21 protein-coding genes and 1 other RNA gene are annotated in these 25,894 nt (G+C 42.1%); 16 read left to right on the forward strand and 6 right to left on the reverse strand.

The genetic code is table 11. The features are described from left to right. Positions 1-142 precede the first annotated feature (142 nt). Together hmpA and bacA are read left to right on the forward strand one after the other, a co-directional pair. Entirely contained in the window at positions 143-1,432 is a 1,290-nt protein-coding gene (gene hmpA / locus M3183_RS04075; protein ID WP_311315344.1) for an NO-inducible flavohemoprotein, read from the forward strand. A gap of 166 nt (positions 1,433-1,598) precedes the next feature. Beyond that, positions 1,599-2,402 (forward strand): undecaprenyl-diphosphate phosphatase, encoded by an 804-nt coding sequence (gene bacA / locus M3183_RS04080; protein WP_251466752.1) that lies wholly within the window; start codon positions 1,599-1,601, stop codon positions 2,400-2,402. A 139-nt stretch (positions 2,403-2,541) separates the two neighbouring features. Here bacA and rnpB read toward each other — a convergent pair. Next, positions 2,542-2,953: RNase P RNA component class B (rnpB, locus tag M3183_RS04085), an RNA gene on the reverse strand. A 768-nt stretch (positions 2,954-3,721) separates the two neighbouring features. Here rnpB and M3183_RS04090 point away from each other — a divergent pair. The 7 genes from M3183_RS04090 (at position 3,722) to M3183_RS04120 (ending at position 11,999) form a co-directional block, all read left to right on the forward strand. Continuing rightward, a complete protein-coding gene (locus tag M3183_RS04090) occupies positions 3,722-4,525 on the forward strand; it encodes a metallophosphoesterase (RefSeq protein ID WP_251466754.1) in 804 nt (267 codons plus the stop codon). 1,685 nt (positions 4,526-6,210) lie between these two features. After that, positions 6,211-7,743 (forward strand): spore germination protein, encoded by a 1,533-nt coding sequence (locus tag M3183_RS04095; protein WP_251466756.1) that lies wholly within the window; start codon positions 6,211-6,213, stop codon positions 7,741-7,743. A gap of 14 nt (positions 7,744-7,757) precedes the next feature. Further along, entirely contained in the window at positions 7,758-8,849 is a 1,092-nt protein-coding gene (locus M3183_RS04100; RefSeq protein WP_251466758.1) for a GerAB/ArcD/ProY family transporter, read from the forward strand. Continuing rightward, entirely contained in the window at positions 8,846-10,093 is a 1,248-nt protein-coding gene (locus M3183_RS04105; RefSeq protein ID WP_251466760.1) for a Ger(x)C family spore germination protein, read from the forward strand. The genes M3183_RS04100 and M3183_RS04105 overlap by 4 nt, the downstream gene beginning before the upstream one ends. Then, the gene (locus tag M3183_RS04110; protein WP_251466762.1) at positions 10,093-10,254 is read left to right on the forward strand and encodes a hypothetical protein; all 162 of its coding nucleotides are present in this window, start codon (positions 10,093-10,095) and stop codon (positions 10,252-10,254) included. The genes M3183_RS04105 and M3183_RS04110 overlap by 1 nt, the downstream gene beginning before the upstream one ends. A 109-nt stretch (positions 10,255-10,363) precedes the next feature. Then, complete coding sequence (locus M3183_RS04115) at positions 10,364-10,783, forward strand: MarR family winged helix-turn-helix transcriptional regulator (protein ID WP_251466904.1); 420 nt, start codon at positions 10,364-10,366, stop codon at positions 10,781-10,783. Positions 10,784-10,796: 13 nt separating this feature from the next. Next, positions 10,797-11,999, forward strand: coding sequence for an MFS transporter (locus M3183_RS04120; RefSeq protein WP_251466764.1), 1,203 nt, complete (start codon positions 10,797-10,799; stop codon positions 11,997-11,999). Positions 12,000-12,107: 108 nt separating this feature from the next. On the opposite strand, the gene M3183_RS04125 is transcribed toward M3183_RS04120, so the two are convergent. Next, a complete protein-coding gene (locus M3183_RS04125; protein ID WP_251466767.1) occupies positions 12,108-12,458 on the reverse strand; it encodes a hypothetical protein in 351 nt (116 codons plus the stop codon). A 242-nt stretch (positions 12,459-12,700) separates the two neighbouring features. On the opposite strand from M3183_RS04125, the gene M3183_RS04130 reads away from it, so the two are divergent. The 5 genes from M3183_RS04130 (at position 12,701) to spoIID (ending at position 19,017) form a co-directional block, all read left to right on the forward strand. After that, positions 12,701-13,525: a DUF4405 domain-containing protein gene (locus tag M3183_RS04130; protein WP_251466769.1), complete on the forward strand. Its 825-nt coding sequence runs from the start codon at positions 12,701-12,703 to the stop codon at positions 13,523-13,525. 564 nt (positions 13,526-14,089) lie between these two features. Continuing rightward, on the forward strand, positions 14,090-14,326 hold the full coding sequence (locus M3183_RS04135) for a DUF1146 family protein (RefSeq protein ID WP_251466771.1): 237 nt from the start codon (positions 14,090-14,092) through the stop codon (positions 14,324-14,326). A 387-nt stretch (positions 14,327-14,713) separates the two neighbouring features. Continuing rightward, on the forward strand, positions 14,714-15,553 hold the full coding sequence (locus M3183_RS04140; RefSeq protein ID WP_251466772.1) for a YwmB family TATA-box binding protein: 840 nt from the start codon (positions 14,714-14,716) through the stop codon (positions 15,551-15,553). 32 nt (positions 15,554-15,585) lie between these two features. After that, positions 15,586-16,896 carry a UDP-N-acetylglucosamine 1-carboxyvinyltransferase gene (gene murA / locus M3183_RS04145; protein WP_251466774.1) on the forward strand — a complete coding sequence of 437 codons (1,311 nt, stop codon included), beginning with the start codon at positions 15,586-15,588 and terminating at the stop codon, positions 16,894-16,896. A gap of 1,077 nt (positions 16,897-17,973) precedes the next feature. Further along, on the forward strand, positions 17,974-19,017 hold the full coding sequence (gene spoIID / locus M3183_RS04150) for a stage II sporulation protein D (protein ID WP_251466776.1): 1,044 nt from the start codon (positions 17,974-17,976) through the stop codon (positions 19,015-19,017). A gap of 593 nt (positions 19,018-19,610) precedes the next feature. Here spoIID and M3183_RS04155 read toward each other — a convergent pair. Continuing rightward, positions 19,611-19,796, reverse strand: a complete 186-nt coding sequence (locus tag M3183_RS04155; protein WP_251466778.1) for a hypothetical protein — start codon at positions 19,794-19,796, stop codon at positions 19,611-19,613. 31 nt (positions 19,797-19,827) lie between these two features. After that, the gene (locus M3183_RS04160) at positions 19,828-20,262 is read right to left on the reverse strand and encodes a VanZ family protein (protein WP_251466780.1); all 435 of its coding nucleotides are present in this window, start codon (positions 20,260-20,262) and stop codon (positions 19,828-19,830) included. Between the two features lie 133 nt (positions 20,263-20,395). Between M3183_RS04160 and M3183_RS04165 the strand changes: the two genes are divergently transcribed. Next, complete coding sequence (locus M3183_RS04165; protein WP_251466782.1) at positions 20,396-21,316, forward strand: M23 family metallopeptidase; 921 nt, start codon at positions 20,396-20,398, stop codon at positions 21,314-21,316. Positions 21,317-21,640: 324 nt separating this feature from the next. Further along, on the forward strand, positions 21,641-23,632 hold the full coding sequence (locus M3183_RS04170) for a penicillin-binding transpeptidase domain-containing protein (RefSeq protein ID WP_251466784.1): 1,992 nt from the start codon (positions 21,641-21,643) through the stop codon (positions 23,630-23,632). A 1,046-nt stretch (positions 23,633-24,678) separates the two neighbouring features. On the opposite strand, the gene M3183_RS04175 is transcribed toward M3183_RS04170, so the two are convergent. Both M3183_RS04175 and M3183_RS04180 read right to left on the reverse strand, forming a co-directional pair. Continuing rightward, positions 24,679-25,125, reverse strand: a complete 447-nt coding sequence (locus M3183_RS04175; protein WP_251466786.1) for a hypothetical protein — start codon at positions 25,123-25,125, stop codon at positions 24,679-24,681. Between the two features lie 141 nt (positions 25,126-25,266). Further along, entirely contained in the window at positions 25,267-25,593 is a 327-nt protein-coding gene (locus M3183_RS04180) for an MGMT family protein (RefSeq protein WP_251466788.1), read from the reverse strand. Between the last annotated feature and the right edge of the window lie 301 nt (positions 25,594-25,894).

Below are 25,894 nucleotides of genomic sequence, written 5' to 3' on the forward strand. Positions count from 1 at the left end.
ACCTTTCACAAGAGGTCTCAGCAGAAGCTGAGGCCTTATTTCATAATCTCCATTATTAAAACATTCTCCCCCACCATTTCCCTAACATAAGAAACCCCATCTGAAGCAAACTTTCTATGTATGACAAAAGGGGGTTTTTCTTTTGAGTACTACTGAAAAGCAGTTATCCAATCAAGAGTCTTGGAAAGAAGTTGTTAAAACCGTTAAGAAACTGGATCCCAAAAAGCTCGAAATCATTAAAGCGACATTACCGGTTGTAAAAGAGCATGGGGAAGCCATCACCAAGGCTTTTTATAAACGTATGTTTCAACATCATCCAGAATTAAAAAATATTTTTAATATGACACATCAAATCACCGGTCACCAGCCAAAAGCCTTAGCAGACGCTGTCTATGGAGCCGCAGCTAATATTGAAGATATGACGCAGATTATGCCTGTATTAGAGCGGATTGGCCAGAAACACCGCAGTTTGCAGATCAAGCCGGAACATTATCCGATTGTCGGTGAAAATCTTTTAGGCGGAATTAAAGAGACTTTAGGGGACGCTGCCACAGACGAAATTATGGATGCCTGGGCCGATGCTTATGAAGTCATTTCCGATGTCTTTATCCGAATGGAAAATGAGTTATATAAGACAACAGAGACTGAGCCTGGCGGATGGGCCGGGTTTAAGGATTTTGTCATCGACCGGAAAGTCCCGGAGAGCGATGTCATAACCTCCTTTTATTTAAAACCGAAAGACGGAGCAAAATTGGCTGAGTTTACACCAGGACAATATCTAACGATCAAGTTGGACAAGTCTGACCTGGAATATACCCAGCTGCGTCAATACAGCTTATCCGACCGCCCGGGATTGGATTACTACCGCATCAGTGTCAGACGTGAAGACCCGCGCCAGGAAGGGATGCCGCCAGGGGTAGTTTCAACCTATTTGCATAAAAATATGAATGAGGGAGATATCCTCCCAATATCAGCTCCGGCAGGCGACTTTTATTTAGATAGGGAAAGTAAACTGCCATTGGTGTTAATTAGCGGCGGCGTCGGCTTAACCCCGTTAATGAGCATGTTAAATACGATGGCGGAAGAAGAGCTGCAAAAAGAGATTTATTGGATCCACGCAGCCGTAAACGGCAAAAACCATGCCTTTAAAAAGCATGTAAATGACCTGGCATCCAATCTTAAAAATGTGAAGCCTTTTGTTATTTATGAAAAACCAACAGAAGAGGACAAGGAAATGAAGTCATATGATAAGGATGGCTTTATTACACTTGAATTTCTCAAAGAAGTACTGCCATCAAAGGACAATGAATTTTATTTCTGCGGGCCAACCCCGTTCATGAAAGCTGTCTACCGTGCCCTCAAAGAATGGGGAATTCCGCAAGAACGAATTCATTACGAGTTTTTCGGTTCCTTTGGAGATTTGGAGGGGTAACCAAAAAGCTTGCCTTTACAAATAAATCCCAAAAGTCAGAGGCTTTTGGGATTTATTTGGCTTAAAGCTAAACAAACTCTTAAAAAAATTTACCAAAACTTAATATCGGTTTTAGGACATGAACAAGTATGATGAAAAGGTAGGTTTGTATGAGGAGGAAAGTTTTATGAGTGAGCACATCATTGCTTTTATCATGGGGATTGTAGAAGGACTGACAGAATTTCTCCCCGTTTCATCAACAGGGCATCTGATCTTAACTGGTCATTTATTAGGTTTCGAAGGGGACCGTGCCAAAACATTTGAAGTAGTCATTCAATTAGGTTCCATTCTGGCAATTGTCGTTTTATATTGGAAAAGGTTTTTTTCACTTTTAGACTTTAAGAGTTTTAATATAAAGAAAAACAATGGGAATAAATTGAATCTCCTTCACGTACTACTAGGAATTTTACCTGCTGCTATTGTAGGTCTTGTATTGCATGATTTTATAAAAAACGTCCTGTTTTCTACAACAGTCGTCTTAGTTGCTTTAGTCGTGGGTGCCTTATTATTAATTTATGCCGATAAAAAGAACACAACGATTACAGCGAACACTATTGATCAGTTATCTTATAAGCAAGCTTTATATATCGGTCTTTTTCAATGCTTATCGGTTTGGCCTGGATTCTCAAGAGCTGGTTCTACAATTTCCGGAGGTTTGCTGGTGGGCGCAAGCCAAAAAACGGCTGCTGAATTTTCCTTTATTCTGGCATTCCCCATTATGGTAGGGGCAACAGGCTTGGATTTATTGAAAAATTTAGATGCAGTTACTTCAGGAGATATCACTACGTTTGTGATTGGTTTTGTGACGGCCTTTGTCGTAGCATTGTTAGCCTGTGTCGGATTCCTAAAATTGCTGGATAAAGTAAGACTTTCCGCATTTGCTTATTATCGGATTCTGCTTGCGATTGTTTTTGCGTTTATTATATTGTAATCAAATGATTAATGGGATGATTAATGGGGGAAATGGGGGGAAGTACTCCTTCGACCCTTCTGATATGTAATGTTGAGTGCAAAAAAATAAACCTTCCATCGAAGGTTTTTCTTTTTGTGCATGCATCTGTTTCATAACGTTCTGTAAGCCATGTTTTGTTCCTTTGTACTGCAAACGGTTTTACCCTTGTACTCAGGCGGTAATCATCTATCTACGGCTGTTTGAACAGCCGTCTATCTCTCCGTTTGATTCCTTCGAGATAATTCCCCTACCAAATTTGGGTTTCTCGCTCGTGGGGTTTACCGCGTTCCATCTTATATGTTTCCATATAAGCTTCGTCACTGTGGCACTTTCAGGGATACTCAACCATATCCGAAGACGTAGGTGTTTTTTCCCGCCGTCAGTCCAGTCGAAACCGAACTGCCCTAGCTTATTTATTGGCTAGGCACGAACACTACGGGCATCTCAGCACCGTGCGAGCATGGACTTTCCTCAACGCAGGTGAACCATGCCAGGCACTATTCACCTAAGCGCAGCGATTACCCAAACGCTATATCAGATGTGCAAGAGTTAGTATAACAATCAAACGGACTTTTTGCAAAAGTAATTGTTGGAAGGATTCCCATTTAAGAAGAGCATCGGATTGTTAAATCTTAATATAATTGGAATTGGGAACTGGGTTTAATAGGGTCATTTAAAAAACAAAATGGCGGGTTGGGACCGGGAAAATGTCTTTAATAAAGGTCTTGTGGACAGAATGGTGTACTGGACCGGAGGAACTGTTTTTAAAAAGGGTCTTAAAGACAGAATGGTGAGCTGGACCGGAGGAACTGTTTTTAAAAAGGGTCTTAAAGACAGAATGGTGAGCTGGAATGGGGAAATTGTTTTTAATAAAGCGTCTTGAGGACAGAATGATGTGCTGGAACGGGGAAAATGACTTTAATAAGGAAGGATTTTAAAGAAGGATTTTTAAAATGGCGGCTTCAAAGGAAAATGGAAGCCCTGAAAAGAAGGTCAACCTTTTTATAAAAGCAGGGACTGTCCAAGTTGTCCAACTTGCGAACAGGAACGTAAGTAGACTTTTGTCATTGCTCGCTGTACCGGCAAGGCAGGAACTGGAGAAAGATGGGATTCCCTCTTTAAAACGGTTGGGAAAATTTTGTGAAAGGTACATCTTGTGCATCTTTGCCTAAACTTATGGCTGCACTACTGTAAGATGGTTAATCGTTTGAAAAACGCATCTGGCATGTATTTTTCAAAAAGGATTATTCTATGTCACAACGAATTTGTTATAAAAAGGAACAAATAGGAGTTACATGATGAAAATTGCGGTTTTGTCGGATATTCACGAAGGTCTGAATCGAAAAAAAACGGGTGCCGATATGATGGGTGTTTTAAAAAAATGGATCACCAGCCATTCACCCGATGTTTTTATTATTAGCGGGGATATGACGGCCGGCCCTGAGAAAAGTCTTAATCTGCTGCTCCAGCTTCAGCAGAGTTGCCCGCAAACCAAACTGTTATTTGTCAATGGGAATCACGATGTTTATGCAGAAGATTCGAAGTCGGCGTATCAAACGCTGCTGCAATTTCCAGGCAATCTTGGCAATGGTCCAGTGGAATTGAACGATCATTGGGTGGTGATCGGCGATGGCGGCTGGTATGATTACTCGTTGGGAATAGAAGGATTTACGCAGGAACAATTTTCAATCGGTACATTCAATGATTTTACCTGGCCTGATAAAACGTACGCCCATTGGCTAAGGCCTGACCAGGAAGAAACCAATCAGTATCTCGAAAAATTAGAAAGCTGGCTTGAGAAGTACCAGGGGAAAAAGGTCATCATGGTAACCCACTTTGTACCTTTTTCACGATTCTTATTCATTAAAAACGACCTTAGCTGGGACTTTTTCAATGCGATGATGGGAAGCGCACGGTTCGGCGAGCTGGCTGTAAAATACGGTGTGAAAAAATATATTTTTGGCCATATTCATACCCGGTATCATGAACAGTCCCATGATATGGAAATCATCTGCAATCCATTGGGGTATTACCCGGACGAATGGAACTCCGATGATGCAGAGGAAGAAATTTTTTCAACGATTAAAGTTTTGGAAATCTGAAATCCAGGCCTGTATCATCAAATGGTGGTACAGGCATTTTGTGTTGAAGGAGTTGAAAATTTACTTCTAAAATAACCTCCAACCCCCAACATCCCAAATGGATTGACAATAAAAATAGTACAGAACCAGCAATGTATTAAGGGTAAAGCAAACTTGAAAAAGCCATCTTATTTCGGACACCGTCTTGTATAGAAAAAGAAATAGATAGTTACACAGGACCGGAACCAGCGTAAAACACATTCGTTCATCCCAAATGGATACCGTGTCAGGATTAAGCCATAGGATGAATCTATCTGAAATCTGGGCAGCGATTGAGAATAGAAGAAGGAATCCGATTAAAAGCAGTGTAAGGCTCTTCATTATAATCATCCGCATGGGAAACCACCTCTTATCACCAGCAATGGATTGGATTAAATTGGACATTTTTGCCGCCAATTACGTTTACATTCGCTAATGCTGGTGCGGTTTCCTTCTTTAAAATTGATTACCGAACAGATGAGCAGTCTAGGTGCACATGAAGGAAAAGGAATGGGGGAATTGCGTACTTTAAAGAGCGCGGGAAGGTAAAAAGCAGAGCCTCCCTCTACTATAAAACGGTTTAAAGAGCGCAGGAAAGTATAAAAGCAGAGCTCCCCGCGAACTACCCCGGCTGAAAGACAGATTCAAGTCATTTAGCAGCAGATTTGTCCTTCATCCCCCTGCTGAAGGACAGAATCAAGTCATTTAGCAGCAATTTTGTCTTTCATTCGCCCGATGAAGGCCAGTTTTAAGTTATTTAGCAGCAGTTTTGTCTTTCATCCTCCTGATGAAAGACAGAATCAAGTCATTTAGCAACAATTTTGTCTTTCATCCCCCTGATGAAAGACAGAATCAAGTCATTTAGCAGCAGATTTGTCTTTCATTCGCCCGATGAAGGACAGTATCAAGTCATTTAGCAGCAGATTTGTCTTACATCCCCCTGCTGAAGGACAGTTTTAAGTTATTTAGCAGCAGATTTGTCTTACATCCCCCTGCTGAAGGCCAGATTCAAGTCATTTAGCAGGAGTTTTGTCTTACATCCCCCTGCTGAAAGACAGTTTTAAGTCATTTAGCAGCAATTTTGTCCTTCATCCCCTGATGAAGGCCAGATTCAAGTCATTTAGCAGCAATTTTGTCTTACATCCCCCTGATGAAAGACAGAATCAAGTCATTTAGCAGCAGATTTGTCTTACATCCCCCTGCTGAAGGCCAGTTTTAAGTCATTTAGCAGCAGATCTGTCTTTCATCCCCGGCTGAAGGCCAGAAAGCCGTCATTTTACTGCAAATCGTCTTTCATCCGCGCGATGAAGGCCAGAATCAAGTCATTTTGCCACTATGCCCCCTTTAAAGAGCACATCAAAGTAAAAAGACGAAGCAACCCGCGCACGAGGAATTCCCCAACACCCCAGCATTCATCAACCCCACATGGAATCCAGCCCAACACCCCAGCATTCATCAACCCCACATGGAATCCAGCCCAACACCCCAGCATTCATCAACCCCACATGAAATCCAGCCCAACACCCCAGCATCCATCCACCTCACATGAAATCCAGCCCCAACACTTATACATAATACCCCAATTTTAGTAAAACCTAATCACAGCGGAAATTTATGACACGGAGAGCTCTTGTTTATTTTTCCAAAGCTGATCAGGAGGAAAAGACATGAGATTTTTTAATAAAAGAAAACGGCATGAGGGGGCGTTAGGGCAAGACGATTCTGCGGCAGGCAAACCCAGTTCCGGGCAAACTTTTTCCGGTAATATCCACCGAGACACTGACTATATCAAACAGCTGTATTCCTACCCTGCGAATGTGGATTTCATGGTGAGAGAATTTACAATTTTCGGGATGGGCAGGAAGGCTGCGCTATTTTATATTCCGTCCCTGACGGATGCGAAGCTGGTTGATGAGGATATCATTAGGCCATTAATCACAAAAGAAATGGCCATTCAGGATGTGCCCTCAGCCGTATATGTCAGTGCAATTAATGCGGAACAGGAAATGAGAAAGGCCTTTCAAGAACTGAATACAGGAGACACCTTGTTATTGGTGGATGGGATAACCCACGCTTATATCATGAAGACCGCCAAGACAGCGGGCCGGAATGTGGAGAAGCCGCAGAACGAAACGACATTACTAGGGCCGAAGGAGTCCTTTGTGGAAAAGTCAGGGGAAAATATTTCACTGATCCGCAAGAAAATCCGCAGTGAAGACTTTACCGTCGAAAAAATGACCGTCGGAGCCCGGTCCAATAATGAAGTTTTCATCATCTACAACAAAGAATTGGCCAGCAGCAGAGTACTAGCAGAGCTGCGAGAAAGAATCGGATGCATTTCAAAGGATGCGGTGCAAAATCTAAGTTTGTTAATCCAGCATATTGAGGATCGAAAAAGAAGCTTGGTCCCGACGATTTTACAAACAGAGCGGCCTGACCGGGCAGCTTCTTATATTGAGGATGGGTATGTTGTTGTCATCATGAATAACTCTCCATTTGCCATTGTGGCTCCAGCGACATTTTGGTCTTTTTTCCATTCGGCAGATGATCATTATTTACGCTTTATCTATGGGAATTTTACAAGATTACTTCGGATCATTGCGATATTTATTACCTTATTTACATCCTCTATCTATATTTCCATTACGAACTATCATGTGGAAATGTTCCCGACCGACCTGTTACTGGCGATTGCCGGGGCACGGGAGATTGTCCCGCTGCCTGCCATTTTAGAATTATTTTTGCTGGAAATCGCTTTTGAACTGATTCGGGAAGCAGGGATTCGGGTGCCTGCTCCCATTGGGCCGACGATTGGCATTGTCGGGGCACTGATTCTAGGACAGGCGGCAGTGGAGGCGAATGTCGTCAGTCCAATTGTCGTGATTGTTGTGGCACTTTCAGGTCTTTCTTCTTTTGCGATTAATGATGTGAACTTAAGTTATACGATCAGAATTGCCCGGTTTGTTTTTTTACTTTCTGCAGGCCTTGCGGGAATCTTCGGGATGGTTTGCTGTTTCATGGCGTGTGTCATTTATTTGTCTTCTATCAAAAGCTTTGGGGTGCCTTATATGGCACCGATGACGCCAAACTATAAGTCATCAGGCGATACCGTATTCCGAAAATTATTGACCAATGAACGCTTTCGGCCGGGTTTCACAAAATCAAAGGATTTGACGAAAGATACCGGACAAAATAAGTAAAGATGGGTGGTAGTTTGGCACGGAACGAAAAGGACTATGTCGGATACAGAGAGATTTTTGCCATTGTTTTTTTAACAGTGGGATCAAAAGCGACTGATATGAATATCGTCCTGCTATTTGAGGATGGGCTGAATGCGGCATGGATGATTGTCATCGGTTCTTTTTTACTGATCGTCCCTTCGCTTTTTCTATTAAATCTTGTAATGAAAAAATATGAAACGAAGAACCTGCTGGAAATCATCCAGCTGACACTTGGAAAGCCTGCTGCGTTACTCATTGGACTGGTCTTCCTTTTGTACGTTTTAATTGTAACTGCATCTGATACCAGGAGCTATGTGACGCAGCTGATTACGATCAATTTTCCGAATACACCATTGTTTGTGATTTACTTATGTTTTTTACTTCTTTGTCTTTGGGGTGCGAAGAAGGGATGGGAGTCGGTAGCATCGATTGCCTGGATGATTTTGCCTTATCTCTTGCTTTCAATAGGGTTTTTAGCCTTTTTACTGTTAAGGGAAGGGGAAGTATATAGGACCTTTCCTTTATTTGGAACCGGTAAATGGGAAATAGCGAAGGCTAGTTTTAAGTACACGTATTTATATTCAGAAGCATTCCTTCTTGCTATGATGTACCCGTTTGTGAAAAATCATCAAAACTATACGAAAGGGTTATATAGTTCCTTAGGATTTGCTGTTATCTTTATGGCTTTTATGTACCTGTCATATTTATGGGTATTTGACTTTAGAAGTGTTGGAAAGATTACTTATCCTTTTAATGAAGCAATCCGGCTGGTGTCACTGGGCAGAACGATTGCCAATATCGAGACCTTTTTTATCACCGTTTGGCTTGTTGGAGTATTTGTGAAATTTATGGTTTATATTTTTTTTCTATGTAAAATATTTGGGTTCGTTTTTCGGATTGATGAGTATGAATATGTCGTGGTTCCTATCACCCTGCTGATTTTGGTCATGGGGATGATACCAGAAAACAATGAGGTTAATATGTTTTTCATTCGAAAGGGAATAGCCGTTTATTTTAAATACGTCATTCTTTTTTTACCGCCGCTGCTCTGGGGCGTAACAAAAATAAAGGGGGCAAAGGGATGAGGTATCCGCTTCTTTTATGTGCGCTCATTCTCGTGCTGACAGGCTGTTGGGATAAGAAGGAAGTGGAGGAACGGTCCTATGTTGTGGCGATTGGAATGGATCTGCCAAAAGGAATAGATATTGAAAAAGAGCAGGCGGTGGATGTGACGTTTCAATTTTCCAATCCAAAATTAAATGTCAAAGGCGCTTCTGCGACAGAGGGGTCAGAAAGGAAGGATGTTGTCACTCTGACTGCTCCGGACATTGTCACGGCACGAAACATGGCCAATTCATTTGTTACAAGGGAAATTTCCTATAGTCATAACAAGGTTTTAATTGTTTCTGAGGACCTGGCAAAGAAGGAAATCTTTTACCGGCTGTTAAGTACAGCCATCAAAGACAGGGAAATCCGCAGGGAGACTAATCTTATTGTGACAAAGGGAAAGGCTTCGGAATTTATTTCGAAAAATAAACCTGAACTCTTAGTAAGGCCGCACCGGTACTATCAATTTTTAATTGACCGGGCAGCCGAAACAGGATTGGTGCCGGAATCGACCCTCAACCGCTTTTTTGCGATAACGGACGGAGATGCGGACCTATTTTTGGCAATATACGGTGCCTCCAACCAGGAAGAAGCAGGGTTTCGGGATGAAGACCAGTATAAGGCGGGACAAGTCCCAAAAACAGGGGGGAATCCTGTCCTGATGATTGGGTCTGCTGTTTTTAAGGAGGGGAAAATGATTGGTACCTTAACAGGGGAAGAAACAAGGATTACGAGATTATTAGATAATACGGAAAACACCAGGGATTTGTTCTCAAGCTTTCAAGACCCTTTAGACAAAAGGTACAAAATTGCCGTGAGAATTAAGAAAACCAACAGAACAAAGGTGAAAATCAAGCTGCGAAACGGTCCGCCTAAAATAGATGTAACCTATCCCATTGAAATTAAAATTTTATCGGTGCCGAGTTTGATTAATTATGCGGATGACATGAAAAAACAAAAACAATTAAAAGCCGCCTTGGAACAAAAGCTGAAAGAAAATGCCGAGAATTTGATTAAAAAAACCCAAAAGAAATTTAAGACAGAACCATTCTACTGGTCATTATATGCCCGCCCATTGTTTAGCACCGTGAAGGAATATGAGGAATGGGATTGGAATAATAAACGATATCCTTATGCTGATATCAATATAAAAATGGATTTGAATATTACCGGATTCGGTAAACAATTCAAGGAATCCGACATTGAGAAGGTGCTGGATTAATGTTGAAAATGGTCTTCTGGGCTGTGGTGTTGTTTGGTTCGGGCTATAGTTTTTGGTATTCCTATTATTTAGTCAAAGGGAAAAATAAATTAGGGGCATTGGGGATTGCCCTTGTTGGAGGATTGATTTTCGGATTGTCATTTTTGGTGAAGGTAAAATGAGGATGAATCTCGACGTTCATAGTATTGACACAATTGAACGACTCTGTTATCGTTAGATAGTTGCTTTTGATAACTGTTACCATTGGTAACTATTTAGGCGGTGATCTATATTAAAGTATCCCAAAAATTTTTTTATCAACTGTTAATGCTCTATCGTCCATTTGAAAAAAGATTAAATGTAGAGCTTAATAAACATGATCTGCACAGGGCGCAATGGACGATTATTTATTATTTGGAAAACTTCGGCTCCTCCACGCTGGTTGAACTTTCCAACTACCAGGGTGTGGAAAAGCCGACCATTACCAGGACCATTAATCAATTGGAAGAATTAGGTTATGTTGAACAGGTGCCTGGAAAGGATAGACGCGAAAAACGGATGCAATTGACGGAGTCTGGAAGACAGTTGTATCAAGCAGTCCGCATGACAGTTGATCAATATGAAGAAGAAATTCTACAGGGGATTTCGGAAGAAGATCAGCTAACAGCCATCACAGTGATGGATGAAATACGAAAAAATATAAAGTTATAGGGAGATGGAGAGTTTGGATCAGGCAAGACCAAAATTGTGGACGAAGGATTTTATTATTATCTCGGCTGCAAACTTTTTCTTGTACTTAGTCTTTTATTTGTTATTGGTGACCATCGCGGTTTACGCCGTCGATCACTATCACGCCAGTGAAGCTCAGGCGGGTCTTGCGACAGGTATTTTCATTATTGGAACCTTAATCGGGCGTCTCGCCATTGGCCGCATTATTGAATCAGTCGGCAATCGGAAAACGATGTTATTCGGTCTTATCTTTTTTATTTTGACATCTTGCTTATATTTCATTGATTCAGGGATTTCCTTTTTACTGTTTACCCGTTTAGTGCATGGTTTAGCACTTGGAGTAGCCAGCACTGCAACAGGCACCATTGTTGCCCAGATTATTCCAGCTGAACGCAAAGGTGAAGGGATTGGCTACTACAGCATGAGCACCACATTAGCTACAGCTATCGGACCTTTCATCGGTTTATTCATGAGTCAGCATACAAGCTACTTCGTTATCTTTAGTTTTTGTTTAGCATTAGGCGTCATCAGCTTTATCATTGCACTGTTTATGAAAGTGCCGGAAGTAAAAACATCTGGCAAAAAAGCAGCGGTTACGAGAGGATTCAAGATTTCCAACTATATTGAACCCAAAGCGCTGCCGATTGCATTGGTTACTATGATTGCAAGCATTGGCTACTCAAGTGTCTTATCTTTTATTAACTTCTATGCCATTGAAATTAATCTTGTCAACGTGGCCAGCTTTTTCTTTATTGTCTATGCCATAGCCATTTTAGTATCACGCCCAGTTACGGGTCGGTTAATGGACGTAAAAGGCGCCAACTCTGTGATGTACCCAACTTTTATTCTTTTTGCAGCAGGATTATTCTTATTAAGCACAGCATCAAACGGTGTGATTTTCTTACTTGCCGCTGTTCTAATTGGATTTGGGTTCGGAAATATCCAATCTTGTTCACAGGCCATTGCCGTGAAAGTAACACCGCTTGAGCGAATGGGATTGGCCACATCAACGTACTTTATCGCACTGGATGCCGGCTTGGGATTCGGTCCATATGTGATCGGCTACATCATCCCGCTGACCGGCTATCGTAAGCTTTACTTGATTATGGCCATCATTGCTCTTGTATGCGCGGTTCTTTATTACTTCATGCATGGAAAAAAAAGAGAATCTGCAGAATTGAAGGTCAATGAGGCTTAAAAGATAATAGAAAAAGGGTGTCAGGCATTATGTGCTGGGCACCCTTTTTTAGATATTAATACACTTTTAGCGTAAAGCAACGGATGCCGGTGACCTATTATATAGTAGTTATGGCAACACACAGCTGCTAATTACACATTGTGCTGAATCCATGCAGGTACGTACTCCAAATGGATCAAAGCATTCAACTGTTACAGTTACAGTGATAGGCACGTCAGGGGGAGGACATTCGTTGAAAGTAAAAGTTGCATTTATAATGGTTTCACCCTGATCGACCGGAATTGGGTTCCCCGGGGGATAGTAACCTCCACGAAAAACGCTTAACTCGCATGAAGCCCCAATAGTATCTGGTGCGATATCACAGCTGACGATACAATTCTCGCAAGCTCCCATGACATTTACAAGAAAAACTGCCTGATTCACTCCAGGGGTCGCCTCTGCAATGAGTGGGCAATCCATCACCGAAATCTCACAATCACATCTAAGTCCCAACTATTTCACCGCTTTTCAGTTGTATTTGTTTTAATATGATATTTTACATACAGCAGGAAAGCATCGGCGCTTGTCCATGGAGGGAAAATTTGGAGTGATTTGGGAGAAATTTTTTCTTAAAAGTCGTTTTTAAAACTTAAGGATTTCTTAAGGTTGCCCCAATAAAATAAAAAACAGTTAGTTGAGATGTTTTATTAGGAGGAAATCTTATGAAAAAGAATTATATAAAGATTGTACTTGATTTGCTGATGGCGGTTACGTTTGTGCTGCTGATGAATCCAAGGGTATTAAACGGGCTGCCGTTTCATGAAATTGCGGGACTTGTGATAGGAGTAGTGATTCTCGTCCATATCGGGTTGAACTACCGCTGGGTAATCAATACAACCAAAAAGATTTTCAACCCTAAGCTCGCTGGAAAAACAAGATTTAGTTTTCTGCTGAATATCTTGCTCTTACTTTCAATGGCCACTGTCATAATAACCGGGATATTGATTTCAAGGGTGGTTTTACCAGACCTGGCCGTTCAAGGAGGCCGATCGCTTCGCGGGCTCCATGGGTTATCGGCTGATGCCGCGGTTGCTTTGGCAGGCCTTCATATTGCCGTACATTGGCAATGGATCATGAGTATTTGTAAAAAGGCATTTAAAACGAAGGAAGGAAAACTTCGGAAGGGTGTTTTGGCATCGGTGGTTTTGTCACTGGCCATTTTGGCCGGCGGGATGCAATGGGTTTCTTCAACCTCTGGTCCGGCTCCGGATCATTTCAAACAGGGACGTTTTGAACAATTTGAGCAATTTGACCATAATGGGACCGGGGATGTTGCGGCACCCCCTCAAAGGATTTTTAGTGAAGATGGCCGAGAAGGGGAATTTCATGGAAGAGAAGGACATGGACGCAGCAGCAGCCCATTTCTCGTAATCCTCAACTACTTTGCCATTTGGGCAGCCATCATTATACCGGTTTATTATATAGAGCGGCGGTTTTTTAAGAAAAAACGAAAAACAAAAGAGCTGGAGCCTAAAGCATCGGTATGATTGGAAGGCAATGTGACCGAAGGCAGGATTATTTCTTTTCTTCGGTCACGTAGAAGGAATCTACATGCCCAGAAGCGAAAAAATGAGAATGGGCTGGAAACGTAGAAGAATGGTCTGGAAACGTAGCAGGGGTCTACGTGACTGAAGGCGGAGGAATAAGAATGAGCTGGAAACGTAAAAGGAGTTTACATGCCGAAGTTGAAAAAACCGGAATGGATGGGTAACATAGAGGAGGTCTACGTGACCCAAAATGAGCATATCTATGTAAACTGGTAATGTATAGAAATTCTGTATGACCAGCCAGTCTCTCCACCCAATCACCGGTACGGTCACATAATCCTTACTTATTGATTCATAGCAAGTTCTCGAAATACAACTCCCCCAACCAACCCTCCTTATAAAATTCATCAAATAACAGTCCTCGATAACTCAAAAGTTGTTTACCATAATCCACCAATATCAACAGCAGGTTTTAATTTTTCTAAAATTTACCAAATGTAGGAAACTTTCAGGACTTTTTGACGTCTATGTGATAGAATGGATTAGGAAAAAGGAGGTAGCAGTATGGTTAATGATTTTGGGCAGGTTGCGCTGGTTAGTATTTTATCACATCTGGTGTTTATCGCTGTTGCCTGGTGGGCCTTGCAGGCGATTAACCTAGAGAAACTTCTAAGACCTAACCGCGTATTTCAGGCACGATTGCTATACATAGTATTAGCCATTTTCATTGGATCATCTGTTAGTAATTTCTTCCTTGACTATTTGCAATGGTCAAGACAACTGCCTTTAATTTTTCAATAAAGTGCAACTTCAATTAGTGGGTCTTTTCCACCCACCGCCGACTGTTAGTTGAACCAATCAGGCATTTACAGGCACTTATACTCTCAATTTGTATAAAGTTTGAAGGGGGTTACTGCCGTTAATGTGGGATAAAAAAGAAAATTGGTAAAAATTTAGGTCTAAATATATGTTCCCAAACTCATGCAAATTGAGTACAATCTAGTTTGTGTGAAAAATTTGTTTGCAGGCTCTTTTTACATAAAAAAGGGTTTCATTTTGTCACATAAAATAAATCTAACATATGACAATGTAAAATCGTATAAAATGCTGTTGTCAAAAAGTGACGATAATTCCCAAGTATGCTCTCTTTCTCCTTGGAAATACTGGTAATAAGGGAGAGAAGCAGAGATGAAAAGATATCGTACATTTTTTTTATGCCTGATAACAGTTATTATTTTTTTACCGTTTGTGATTGGGAACCAGTACACCGAGGCAGTCAAGGGTCTGAATTTGTTTCAAACCGAAAAAGCAGATGCCAGCGGAGCTTTTTTTCAAAAAAAGGCTCAAGGCAAAGGCGGAACACTTTTTTCAGCAGAAGGCGTTCAGGACTTAGCAAAAATCGGCACCGTTTTACAAGCCGAACATATTTTGCTTAAAAATTGGTCGTTTTATGCACGTGAACAATTAACAGGCTTTACAAGTGAAAAAGAAGTGCAGGAATACGCGGATAGGCTTCAACGAAAGTTTCCTGATTGGAATTGGACCATTAAAGAAACAAGCCAATCATGGGAACTTACAGCTGTATCTCCAACATCTGAACACCACAAAGAAATGCTTCAAATTATGGCTACCCGCACAAAACAACCTATTAATGCGTATATAGTATATCGTGTAAGCGGAGAAGAATGGAATCAGTCGACAAAGGACTATTTCACCACCGAAGAATTTAAAGATAAGCTATCTGGCATATTTCGGGGAAAACCGACAGTTTTTTCTTGTATGAAAGGCGTTGTCAGTGATAAGATTGATACAGTTTTAAGCAAAAAAGTGAATCATTTATTATCAAGTTTTAAAGCAAAGGAAATCGAGTCCCTAAAAGAGGAGAAATTCATATCGGTGTCTGCTGCATCACCCATGTTTACAGAATCAATAAATGACATGAATGTACAAATTGGTGCGCGTTCCGAAGGATTGGGCGAAGGGACAACCATTATAGTAGGAACACCTATTATTACGATTGAATATTAATATAGAGAAAATGGACGCGGAGGGGAATACTCTTGGAAAAGATCATCGTCCGCGGCGGACAAAGGCTTTATGGAACGGTAAAAGTTGAAGGCGCAAAAAACGCCGTCCTGCCTGTTATCGCTGCAACATTATTAGCAAGTGACGGAAAAAGTGTAATACGTGATGTACCTACACTCTCCGATGTATACACAATTAATGAAGTACTACGCAATTTAAATGCAGAAGTGAACTTTGACAATAATACCATCATGGTAGATGCATCTAGAGTGTTAAAGGAAGAAGCGCCATTCGAATATGTTCGAAAAATGCGCGCATCTGTATTAGTAATGGGATCGTTGCTCGCTCGAAACGGCCGTGCCCGCGTGGCATTGCCTGGCGGCTGTGCAATTGGATCCCGGCCAATTGACCAGCATCTAAAAGGCTTTGAAGCCATGGGTGCCAAAGTGAAAGTTGGAAATGGCTTTATCGAGGCGGAGGTAGAGGGCCGCCTTCAGGGAGCAAAGATTTATTTAGACTTCCCAAGTGTTGGAGCAACGGAAAACATTATGATGGCAGCCTCTCTTGCAAAGGGCACCACCATCATCGAAAACGTCGCAAAAGAACCAGAGATCGTCGATTTAGCGAACTTTTTAAATAAAATGGGCGCCCGCGTGAAAGGTGCCGGTACCGGTACTCTTCGAATTGAGGGCGTAGATATGTTATTCGGCGCCGACCATAATATTATTCCAGACCGTATCGAAGCAGGCACTTTCATGGTTGCTGCTGCGATTACCGGCGGAAATGTATTGGTTCAAGGGGCAGTCCCTGAACATTTATCCTCCTTAATTGCGAAAATGGAGGAAATGGGCATTACGATTATTGAGGAAGAGGAAGGTATTCGAGTTATCGGCACAGACCACATGAAAGCAGTCGATATTAAAACGATGCCGCATCCTGGGTTCCCAACGGATATGCAATCACAAATGATGGCGCTATTGCTTCGGGCAGAAGGAACTTCCATGATTACTGAAACGGTTTTTGAAAATCGATTCATGCATGTGGAAGAATTCCGCCGGATGAATGCCGATATTAAAATTGAAGGACGTTCCGTTATACTAAATGGTCCTTCTGATTTACAGGGAGCAGAGGTATCAGCAACCGACCTTCGGGCAGCAGCTGCCTTAATTCTCACCGGACTTGTTGCTGAGGGTGTAACACGTGTAACAGAATTAAAACACCTAGACCGCGGGTACGTGAACTTCCACGAAAAACTAGCCGCATTAGGTGCAGACATCGAACGCGTGAAAGAAGAAGAAGAAACTTTCGTCGAATTTCCGAAATATGTTACAGATCTAAATGCGTAAAAGCTTTATAAAAGAAACAACCAAAGCAACAGGGCCCGGAGAATGCGGGTCCTGTTTTCTTTAGGCGGATAATTAGCTCTGGTGATTATTTTTAAAATTGTTTATGAGGACAGAACAGGGTAGGGAATTTCGTATTCTCGTATTCTGTTCTCATAAAGGGTCATGAGGACTGGGCAGGGATGAAAATTCCGTTCATAGTTCTTATAAAAGGTTCATAAGGACAGAACAAGGCGAAAAAATCCGCTCGCTGTTCTCATAAAGGGTTCTTGAGAACAGAACAAGGTGAAAAAACCCGTTCCCCATTTCCATAAAACTAACCATTATAAAAAAGCCCCGTTTCCATTCCTTAAGTAGTTCCGTTTCGGTGGAGAAACATACCAAACAGCATGTTAAATAGGAGACAAAATCGCAGCCTAAAAAACATATTGACAATAGTTGTTTTCAATGTGCTGTGCTAATTACTTGTTAATTCCTATGCAATTGGCTAGGTTGTTTTTTACTGAGGTTCACTTGGTTTTTTTGAAACATAAGTAGTCTAATCCATAATTGGGTAACCGGCGAAGGTAAAATAAGCGGAGTTTTTTCCGCTATATGCAGAATAGAGCTCGTTTCGCGGAATATAAGGGGAGGATTTCCGCTTATCCAAAGCAAAATTACCTATTTTCACATTTTTCGAGTCAATAGGCGGAAACCCTCCGTCTATTTTAGCTATTTTCAGTGTTTTTTGTTACTTAAGGGAAATTTCTCCGCCTATTTATAAAACTTGCCTTAGCGTTTAACGACTTGTACAACTTTTCCATATTAAAGAGCTTTTTTGTGTGCTAGTTATATTGTTAATAACTTGTTATTCATGCAACGAATTCTTATGTTATTTGTGTTGTGGTTTTAGATATTCTCCACATTATCGGAACTGCTTATCCATTCCTATAAAGGCTTCGTGCTCATCAAAATACCGCTAAAACAATCCGTCCCCCACCCTAAAAATTTGTAATAAATGCTTGTCCGTCTCCATATGTATTAATTGAAACACATCCGGGCGGGGCTCCGGCTGTGAATTTGCATTCTGGAGGCACATTCATGAAAAAATACAAACCACTCTTCGTACTCGCATCAATTCTCTTTGCCTTGACTCTAGTGATACCAGCCGTGCTGGTACTGCCGTTTTCCGATGGGAAAGCGAGCGGCAAATTAGGGGAGGAACTCGCAGCCAAAAGCAAGCCTGCTGCCAGCAAGACGGCCTCTGCTTCTGCCTCAAAGGATCCGGCTGTCGAAGTTGCTGTATATCGTTCGGGTAAATCTAAAATTGAAAAAGTACAGCTGGAAGATTATCTTGTCGGTGTGGTAGCGGCAGAGATGCCGGCTGATTTTAATGAAGAAGCTCTTAAGGCCCAGGCACTTGCAGCAAGAACCTACATAGTCAACCGGTTGATAAGCAAGGATCAGCTGGGTGTCCCTAAAGGAGCGACCGTAACCGATACCACCATCCATCAAGTATATAAAAACGATGCAGAGCAGCGAAGGGATTGGGGCAAGGATTACACCTGGAAAAAGAAAAAGATAGTGGAAGCTGTTCGTTCGACCAGCGGACAAATTTTAACCTATAAGGAAAAACCAATTGACGCACTATTTTTTTCCACCAGCAACGGCTACACGGAAAGCTCAGAAGACTACTGGGGAGGCTCCATTCCATACCTAAAAAGCGTCTCAAGTCCTTGGGATAAAGGGACGGAAAAATTCATTCACAAAGAACAGATACCTGTCAGCCAATTTGAATCCAAGCTCGGCGTGAACATTGGTTCAGGAGGTACAATTGGGAAAATCATCGCCAGGACAGAAGGCAAGCGCGTAGCCAAGGTTGATTTTAACGGGAAAATACTAACTGGCAAAGACATCCGTGAAAAACTTGGCTTGCGATCAACGGACTTCTCTTGGGAACGGAAGGGCGGAAGTATCCTGATCACCACTAAAGGATTTGGCCACGGCGTCGGTATGAGCCAATACGGCGCCAACGGAATGGCTGAGGAAGGCAAAGACTATAAAGAAATTGTTCAGCACTACTACAAAGGCGTCCAAATCAAATCTGCCAACAACATGCTCGCAACCGTGACAGCACAGAAATAATAAAAGAGCCAGGCTAACGTAAAGCCTGGCTTTTTGGTGCTGTTGAAATTACAATTATACTTTTTCGTGGATTGCATGAAATGCAGTCAATCCAGTGGCCCTCCATTGCCGGCGAAAGAGTTTTTTCATGAAAAACGGTCAATCCAGCCGGCCTCCATTACCCGCGAAAGAGCTTTTTCATGAAAAACGGTCAATCCAGCGACTCTCCATTACCCGCGAAAGAGCTTTATCATGAAAAGCGGTCAATCCAGCGACTCTCCATTGCCCGCAAAGGAGTTTTTTCATGAAAAACGGTCAATCCAGCGCCCCTCCATTGCCCGCGAAAGAGCTTTATCATGAAAAGCGGTCAATCCAGCCGGCCTCCATTGCCCGCGAAAGAGTTTTTTCATGAAAAACGGTCAATCCAGCCGCCCTCCATTGCCCGCGAAAGAGTTTTTTCATGAAAAAAGGTCACTCCAGCCGGCCTCCATTACCCGCGAAAGAGCTTTATCATGAAAAGCGGTCAATCCAGCGACTCTCCATTGCCCGTAAAAGTGCTTTTTCATGAAAAACGGTCAATCCAGTGGCCCTCCATTGCCCGCGAAAGAGCTTTTTCATGAAAAAAGGTCACTCCAGCGGCCCTCCATTGCCCGCAAAAAGTTTTTTTCATGAGATACGGTCACTCCAGCGCCCTCCATTGCCCGCGAAAGAGCTTTTCCATGAAAAACGGTCACTCCAGCGCCTCTCCATTGCCCGCGAAAGTGCTTTTTCATGAAAACCTCAATCCAGCGTCCTTCCATTGCCCGCAATACATCTTTCCTTGTACTTTAATCAGCCCTCAAGCCCGCGAACCCGGCCAAGCATCCTCCTTACCCCGGCAAACTTCCCGCCGAACAACGCCCCGCGGATAAAATAAAAGCATACAGCGATTCCGGTAAAGTCCTTTACTAAGTCAAATAATGACGAAGAACGGTAGGGATAAAAAGATTGATGGATTTCGTCACTGATTCCGTACAATCCGGCAAAAATCGCACAGGCCAGATTCAATCCGGTTGTAAAGGAACGCTTTCTTGTTAAAAAAGCAAGCACAAGCAGCACATATAAAATCGCAAACTCAATTAAATGAAGGGATTCCTTGATTGTGTGGTCAAGCTTTGAGTCGGGCAGCTCGACGAATTGGTCTGAGGGCAGGCTTGATTGAATCCAAATGATTGCCATATACAATAAAGGCAAAACCCGAAGCCCCCATTTTAAAAAACTTCTCATAAAAGCTCCTCCTAAAAAAATTTTTCCGATATCATGCATAAAAATCGCTGCACTGTCAAAAAATAAAAAATTTTTCATGACTTGTGTATATAATTCTAGTTATCTGTTCAGAATGATTGCTGAGGTGATGAAAATGAGAGAGGAAAACAATCGATCTTCTCAAGGTTCAAAAGTAAAACGCTTCTTTAAAAAGCGTTGGGTGTTTCCAGCCATTTATATCGCAAGTGCAGCAATCATTTTAACAGGAGTTCTTTGGTATCAATCTGCCGCAAATAATACGGACAAGTATGATTACAAGTCTACTGATTTAACCGGCAAAAAGAACCCGCCTGCAGTGGAAGTTAACAAAGCATTGGAAAACTTCAAAATGCCAGTGGCAAAGGCTGACTCTGCTGTAATTAAAACGAAATTCTATGATTTTAATGGAAAAGCAGAAGATCAGGAAGCAGCACTCGTATTTTACAATAATACGTATTCGCCAAACACTGGTGTGGATCTCACAATGCCAGACGGCAAAACATTTGATGTTACTGCGTCTTTAAGCGGAAAAGTAGTCCGTGTTGATGATGCTGATGCGGTTCTTGGAAACGTAATTGAAATCGAACACGATAATGGTATTGTAACACAATATCAATCTGTGAAAGACATTCAAGTTGAAGAAGGCGACGTTGTAAAACAAGGTGATGTTCTTGCAAAAGCTGGACAAAGCTTGTTCAATGAAAAGGCTGGTACACACGTTCACTTTGAAATCCGCAAAGATGGTGTAGCAGTAAACCCAACTGAATTCTTTAACAAACCTGTAAGTTCTTTAGTTCAAGAAAAAGTATCTGAAGATAAAAAATCAACGGAAACACCTGCAGCTGAACAGAAAAAGATGGAAGACCCAGCAAAGTCTTTAGATGACAACAAGTCAATTGATAGCGACAAGTCAACTGAAGATGACAGTCAGTCAATTGAAGATGAAAAGTCTACTGATGACGGCAAGTCCATTGATGACAGTAAGCCATCTGATGAAGGCGAGTCTACCAACACAACAGAGAGCACAAACTCATAATCGGCGACTGCTGAGAAATGACGACAGTCACTAATTCGATTCACATGACAATATAAAAGCAATACTGTAACAAAGGGGAAGGGGAAGACATCTTTCCTCTTTTTTTTGTCTTTTTTAGGGTAAGGCGGCGGTTCGTATGTAAAGCTCCAACATGGTGCCTGACACCACCGCGGACATGATTCGGGACGCGGTGAGGACAGTTTTATACTTTTTTAGGGTGGACTGTTTTTGGGAAAGGTATGTTATTGAAAGCCTTTGTAAGATGCTTGAACCCAATTGTGTGTGTTAGAATGGTTGTAAAGATTTTTAGAGGGGGGTTACGAAGTGAAGAAATTTATGGGTCTGCTGCTTGCTGCAGTAATGGTTTTGGTGTTTGCAGGCTGCAGTAAAGAGCCGCAGCCACAGGACCGTTTCGCGGAATACATAGATTTATGGAATAAACAAAAGTTTGATCAGATGTATGACTACCTTTCGGCCAGTGCGAAAAAGAAAATCTCTAAAGAGGAATTTACAAGCCGTTATGAAAAAATTTACAGTGATTTGGAGATTTCCGACCTTAAGCTAAATTTTAAGAAGCCAAAGGAAGATAAGCAGGGCAAGGAGGAAAAAGCCCAATATTCTTTTACGGCAAAAATGAACAGCATTGCAGGACCGATTTCATTTGACTATAAAGCCAATCTGAAGAAGGAAGAAAAAGAGAAAAAGAAAAATTGGTTCGTTGATTGGAATACCGGGTTTATTTTTCCACAGCTAAAAGAGGGAGACAAAATCAGCTTGAGCACTGTCAAGCCAAAGCGGGGAGAAATTCTGGACCGCTCCGGCAGTGCCTTGGCAGCAAACGGCCAGGTGTACGAAGTGGGGGTTGTCGCTGGAAAATTGGATAACTCCGTGCTGGAGCCGCTGGCCAAGCTTTTACAAATGACCCCTGAAGAGATTAACAAAACGCTTGATGCCAGCTGGGTACAGGAAGGAATGTTTGTGCCGCTGAAAAAAATCTCAATGGATGACAAGGATCGGATCAAACAGCTCGTGGCGCTCGAACCGGTTCAGACCCGCAAAGTCGAAGGAAGGGTCTATCCTTACGGTAAGGCTGCGGCACAGCTGGTCGGCTATGTAGGACCGATTACGGCTGAAAAGCTGGAAAAATTAAAGGACAAAGGCTATACCGCAAATGACGTCATCGGCATGCGCGGCCTTGAACAGGTTTTTGATGAACAGTTAAAAGGAACAACCGGTGTAACCATTTCTATTAAAAAAACGGACGGAACACAAGAAGTACTGGCAGAACAGCCGGTAGTGGATGGTAAAGATGTTAAACTGACCATCGATGCCGAATTGCAGAAAACTATTTTTAATGAGATGGGCAAGGAAGCTGGAACAGCAGCGGCGATGAATCCAGTGTCAGGCGAGACATTGGCACTTGTATCAACTCCTTCATTTGATCCGAATCAGGCGACACTCGGCTTTTCAACTGATGAATGGAAGGCACTGCAGGAAAATAAGCAGAAGCCTTTATTGACCCGGTTCAGCCAAGGTTATGCGCCGGGATCAGTGATGAAGCCAATCACCGCGGCGGTCGGACTTGAGAGCGGTGCAATTAAGCCGGATGAAGGCGTGAAAATCGATGGCTTGAAATGGCAAAAAGACAAATCATGGGGCGGCTACTATGTAACACGGGTTCACTCCGGCAGTCCAATCAATTTGGAAAAAGCATTCGTATATTCTGATAACATTTATTTTGCTCAAGCAGCATTGAAGATTGGAAAAGACAATTTTACCGCTGGTTTGAAAAAGTTTGGCTTTGAAAATAAGCTGGATTATGCGTATCCGCTCGAGGCCTCTAAAATAGGCGGACTCGGAAATGATATCGCGCTTGCGGACTCTGGATACGGCCAAGGCCAGATCCAAATGAGTATTGTACATCTAATGTCGGCGTACACACCGTTTATGAACAATGGCAATATGATCAAACCGATTTTACTGGCGGACGACAAACCTGGACAGGTGCTTCAAAAAGCGGTTGTATCGCCTGACCATGCAGCCTTAATCGCCGCAGACCTGCGGAAGGTGGTCGGGGATGCCCACGGCACAGCCCATGCTGCAGATATCAATGGATACCCGCTGGCTGGCAAGACCGGCACTGCTGAAATCAAGCAGAAGCAGGGCGAAACCGGAACAGAGCTCGGCTGGTTTGTCGGATATAATGTAGATAATCCGAAATTAATGATTGCCATGATGGTCGAAGACGTCCAAAAACGCGGCGGCTCTGGTATACCGGTGAAAAAGGTCAAGAATATTTATACAAAGTGGAAATAGTGTTTAAAAAATAACACCTGGTTGGCAGGTGTTATTTTTTTTGTACTTTTAGTGGCTTTGGAAAAGGAAAGCTGGGTGGTGCTTTGCTAAAGAGTGTGAGTTTTATACGTGCCCGAATCATATTTCTATTCATGGTTTCGGGAAAATAGGAGCAGTCTAGTTGCCCGAACAGCATCCCATTCGATGAATTGGGTAAAGTAGAGGCGATCTAGTTGCCCGAACGGCACCGCGTTTGAAGAATTGGGTAAAGTAGAAGCGATCTAGTTGCTCGAACAGCATCCCTTTCTATGAATTGGGTAAAGTAGAGGCGATTTAGTTGCCCGAACGGCACCGCGTTTGAAGAATTGGGTAAAGTAGAAGCGATCTAGTTGCTCGAACGGCATCCCTTTCTATGAATTGGGTAAAGTAAAGGCGATTTAGTTGCCCGAACAGCACCGCATTTGAAGAATTGGGTAAAGTAGAGGCGTTCTAGTTGCCCGAACGGCATCCCTTTCTATGAATTGGGTAAAGTAAAGGCGATTTAGTTGCCCGAACAGCACCGCATTTGAAGAATTGGGTAAAGTAGAGGCGTTCTAGTTGCCCGAACGGCATCCCTTTCTATGAATTGGGTAAAGTAAAGGCGATTTAGTTGCCCGAACAGCACCGCATTTGAAGAATTGGGTAAAGTAGAGACGGTCTAGGTACCCGAACAGCAACTTTTTCAATGAAAACGGTAAAGTTGAGCCTGTCCACGTGCCCGAGAAACATCTTTTTTTCAAAGATTCAGTCATCTAGAACCCCTATACGTGCCTTTTGAAGACGGGAAATGTCACGTAAAGAGGTTCTATGTCCCCTCGGAAAAGGGGAAGAAAACAACTTTATAAGATGGTTATTTTCTTCCTATTTTTCGACTCATTGCTCTTGCTTCTTAAAGTATCTTAAATGATGACTGCAGAGCTGAAGTCCTCTTGGATGTAATTGAGAGGAGCTCTCTTAGCTGTCTTTCAAGGGGAAGCTGCCGCGCTGCAAAACCCCGGTGCTATTTGCTTGGTAAAGAATCTCTATATTTATATAAGATTCTCCTTTTTCCAACCGAATCTTTTTACGTATTCAATATAAACATCGTTTCCTATATCCTCAAGCAGCCTTTTAGTAAATTCTTCTCTATCTAGTTTAAAAGGATAGTAACATATATTAAAAATGAACGGTGGTCTTTTAGGTTTATCAATAAACCTTAATATTAAAAGCATACCTAAGAGATATTCTTTATATTCAAACTCACTCCCAATATAAACTGGGATTTCGTTTTTGGCGAGCTGCTCCTTTTTAAAATCATCTTGAAGAACGATGGCTGCTTCGGTATCTAGATGTACAGAGTCCAGCTCTACTGTTTCTTTTATTAGTTTAATTAAATTACCCTCATCTAAATCCTTAACCTTTTCTTTGAAGGAATTCAAATCTTTCTCTACATCTACTTCTAAATTAAGATTCCTTAGTATCATTACCAATTTCAAAGTTCATTACCTCCTTTAATATCTACTATGTAACTTATAAGAAGTACGATCAATAGTCAAAAGGGCCAAAGCTCCAATGAGAAGATCAAAAAGCAGCACGGTCACAAAGAAAAACTCCTGGAGGGAGCACATACAAGATTCCTATTCTCCGATTTCCTCCCCCTCCGGATGCCACTGATATTTTTCCAAATCAATCACCCCATGCAGCCCGACCTCTACGCCCTCCGCTTCAAGCGACATCCATTGTTCACTGCGGGATTCATCATCTTGAATGGCGATGACTCCTTTCGCATTGACTACCCGATGCCATGGAAGTCTGTGGGAACGGCTCATAGAATGAAGAATGCGGACTACCTGGCGGGCAGCAAGCCGGCTCCCGGCAAGACCGGCAATTTGTCCGTACGTCATTACCTTGCCGGGGGGAATATGTTTAATCATCTCAATTACTTTTTCAGTAAAAGGTGTCACGAATCCATATCCTTTCTTGAGCAGTATAGAAATAGTATATAATAATTGAAAAGGGAAGGGCTAGACACCACGGAAAAGTGAAACAATTCACAAACACAGCTCCTTTGGGGGTTCATAAACCTTGCCTCTTCAAACCTGACTTCTTTGGAGCTCCACAAACCCACCTTTTGTTAAAATAAATTCCGCAAAACACTGCCGATCATTACGACAGGAAACTCCACGAAACACTACCACATCCACATCATACTATTTTTCCCAAAAACGATTATTTAGTCCTATTTTGGTAGGATGATAAAACTAC

The organism is Neobacillus mesonae (assembly GCF_023715155.1).
Lineage (GTDB): Bacteria > Bacillota > Bacilli > Bacillales > Cytobacillaceae > Neobacillus > Neobacillus mesonae_A.

What these genes read in the sequence shown, in the direction of transcription:
- bacA (WP_251466752.1), top strand. Translation starts at nt 1,599, where the DNA reads ATGAGTGAGCACATCATTGCTTTTATCATGGGGATTGTAGAAGGACTG.
- M3183_RS04090 (WP_251466754.1), top strand. Translation starts at nt 3,722, where the DNA reads ATGAAAATTGCGGTTTTGTCGGATATTCACGAAGGTCTGAATCGAAAA.
- M3183_RS04095 (WP_251466756.1), top strand. Translation starts at nt 6,211, where the DNA reads ATGAGATTTTTTAATAAAAGAAAACGGCATGAGGGGGCGTTAGGGCAA.
- M3183_RS04105 (WP_251466760.1), top strand. Translation starts at nt 8,846, where the DNA reads ATGAGGTATCCGCTTCTTTTATGTGCGCTCATTCTCGTGCTGACAGGC.
- M3183_RS04110 (WP_251466762.1), top strand. Translation starts at nt 10,093, where the DNA reads ATGTTGAAAATGGTCTTCTGGGCTGTGGTGTTGTTTGGTTCGGGCTAT.
- M3183_RS04125 (WP_251466767.1), bottom strand. Translation starts at nt 12,458, where the DNA reads ATGGATTGCCCACTCATTGCAGAGGCGACCCCTGGAGTGAATCAGGCA.
- M3183_RS04130 (WP_251466769.1), top strand. Translation starts at nt 12,701, where the DNA reads ATGAAAAAGAATTATATAAAGATTGTACTTGATTTGCTGATGGCGGTT.
- M3183_RS04135 (WP_251466771.1), top strand. Translation starts at nt 14,090, where the DNA reads ATGGTTAATGATTTTGGGCAGGTTGCGCTGGTTAGTATTTTATCACAT.
- M3183_RS04140 (WP_251466772.1), top strand. Translation starts at nt 14,714, where the DNA reads ATGAAAAGATATCGTACATTTTTTTTATGCCTGATAACAGTTATTATT.
- spoIID (WP_251466776.1), top strand. Translation starts at nt 17,974, where the DNA reads ATGAAAAAATACAAACCACTCTTCGTACTCGCATCAATTCTCTTTGCC.
- M3183_RS04155 (WP_251466778.1), bottom strand. Translation starts at nt 19,796, where the DNA reads ATGGAAGGACGCTGGATTGAGGTTTTCATGAAAAAGCACTTTCGCGGG.
- M3183_RS04160 (WP_251466780.1), bottom strand. Translation starts at nt 20,262, where the DNA reads ATGAGAAGTTTTTTAAAATGGGGGCTTCGGGTTTTGCCTTTATTGTAT.
- M3183_RS04165 (WP_251466782.1), top strand. Translation starts at nt 20,396, where the DNA reads ATGAGAGAGGAAAACAATCGATCTTCTCAAGGTTCAAAAGTAAAACGC.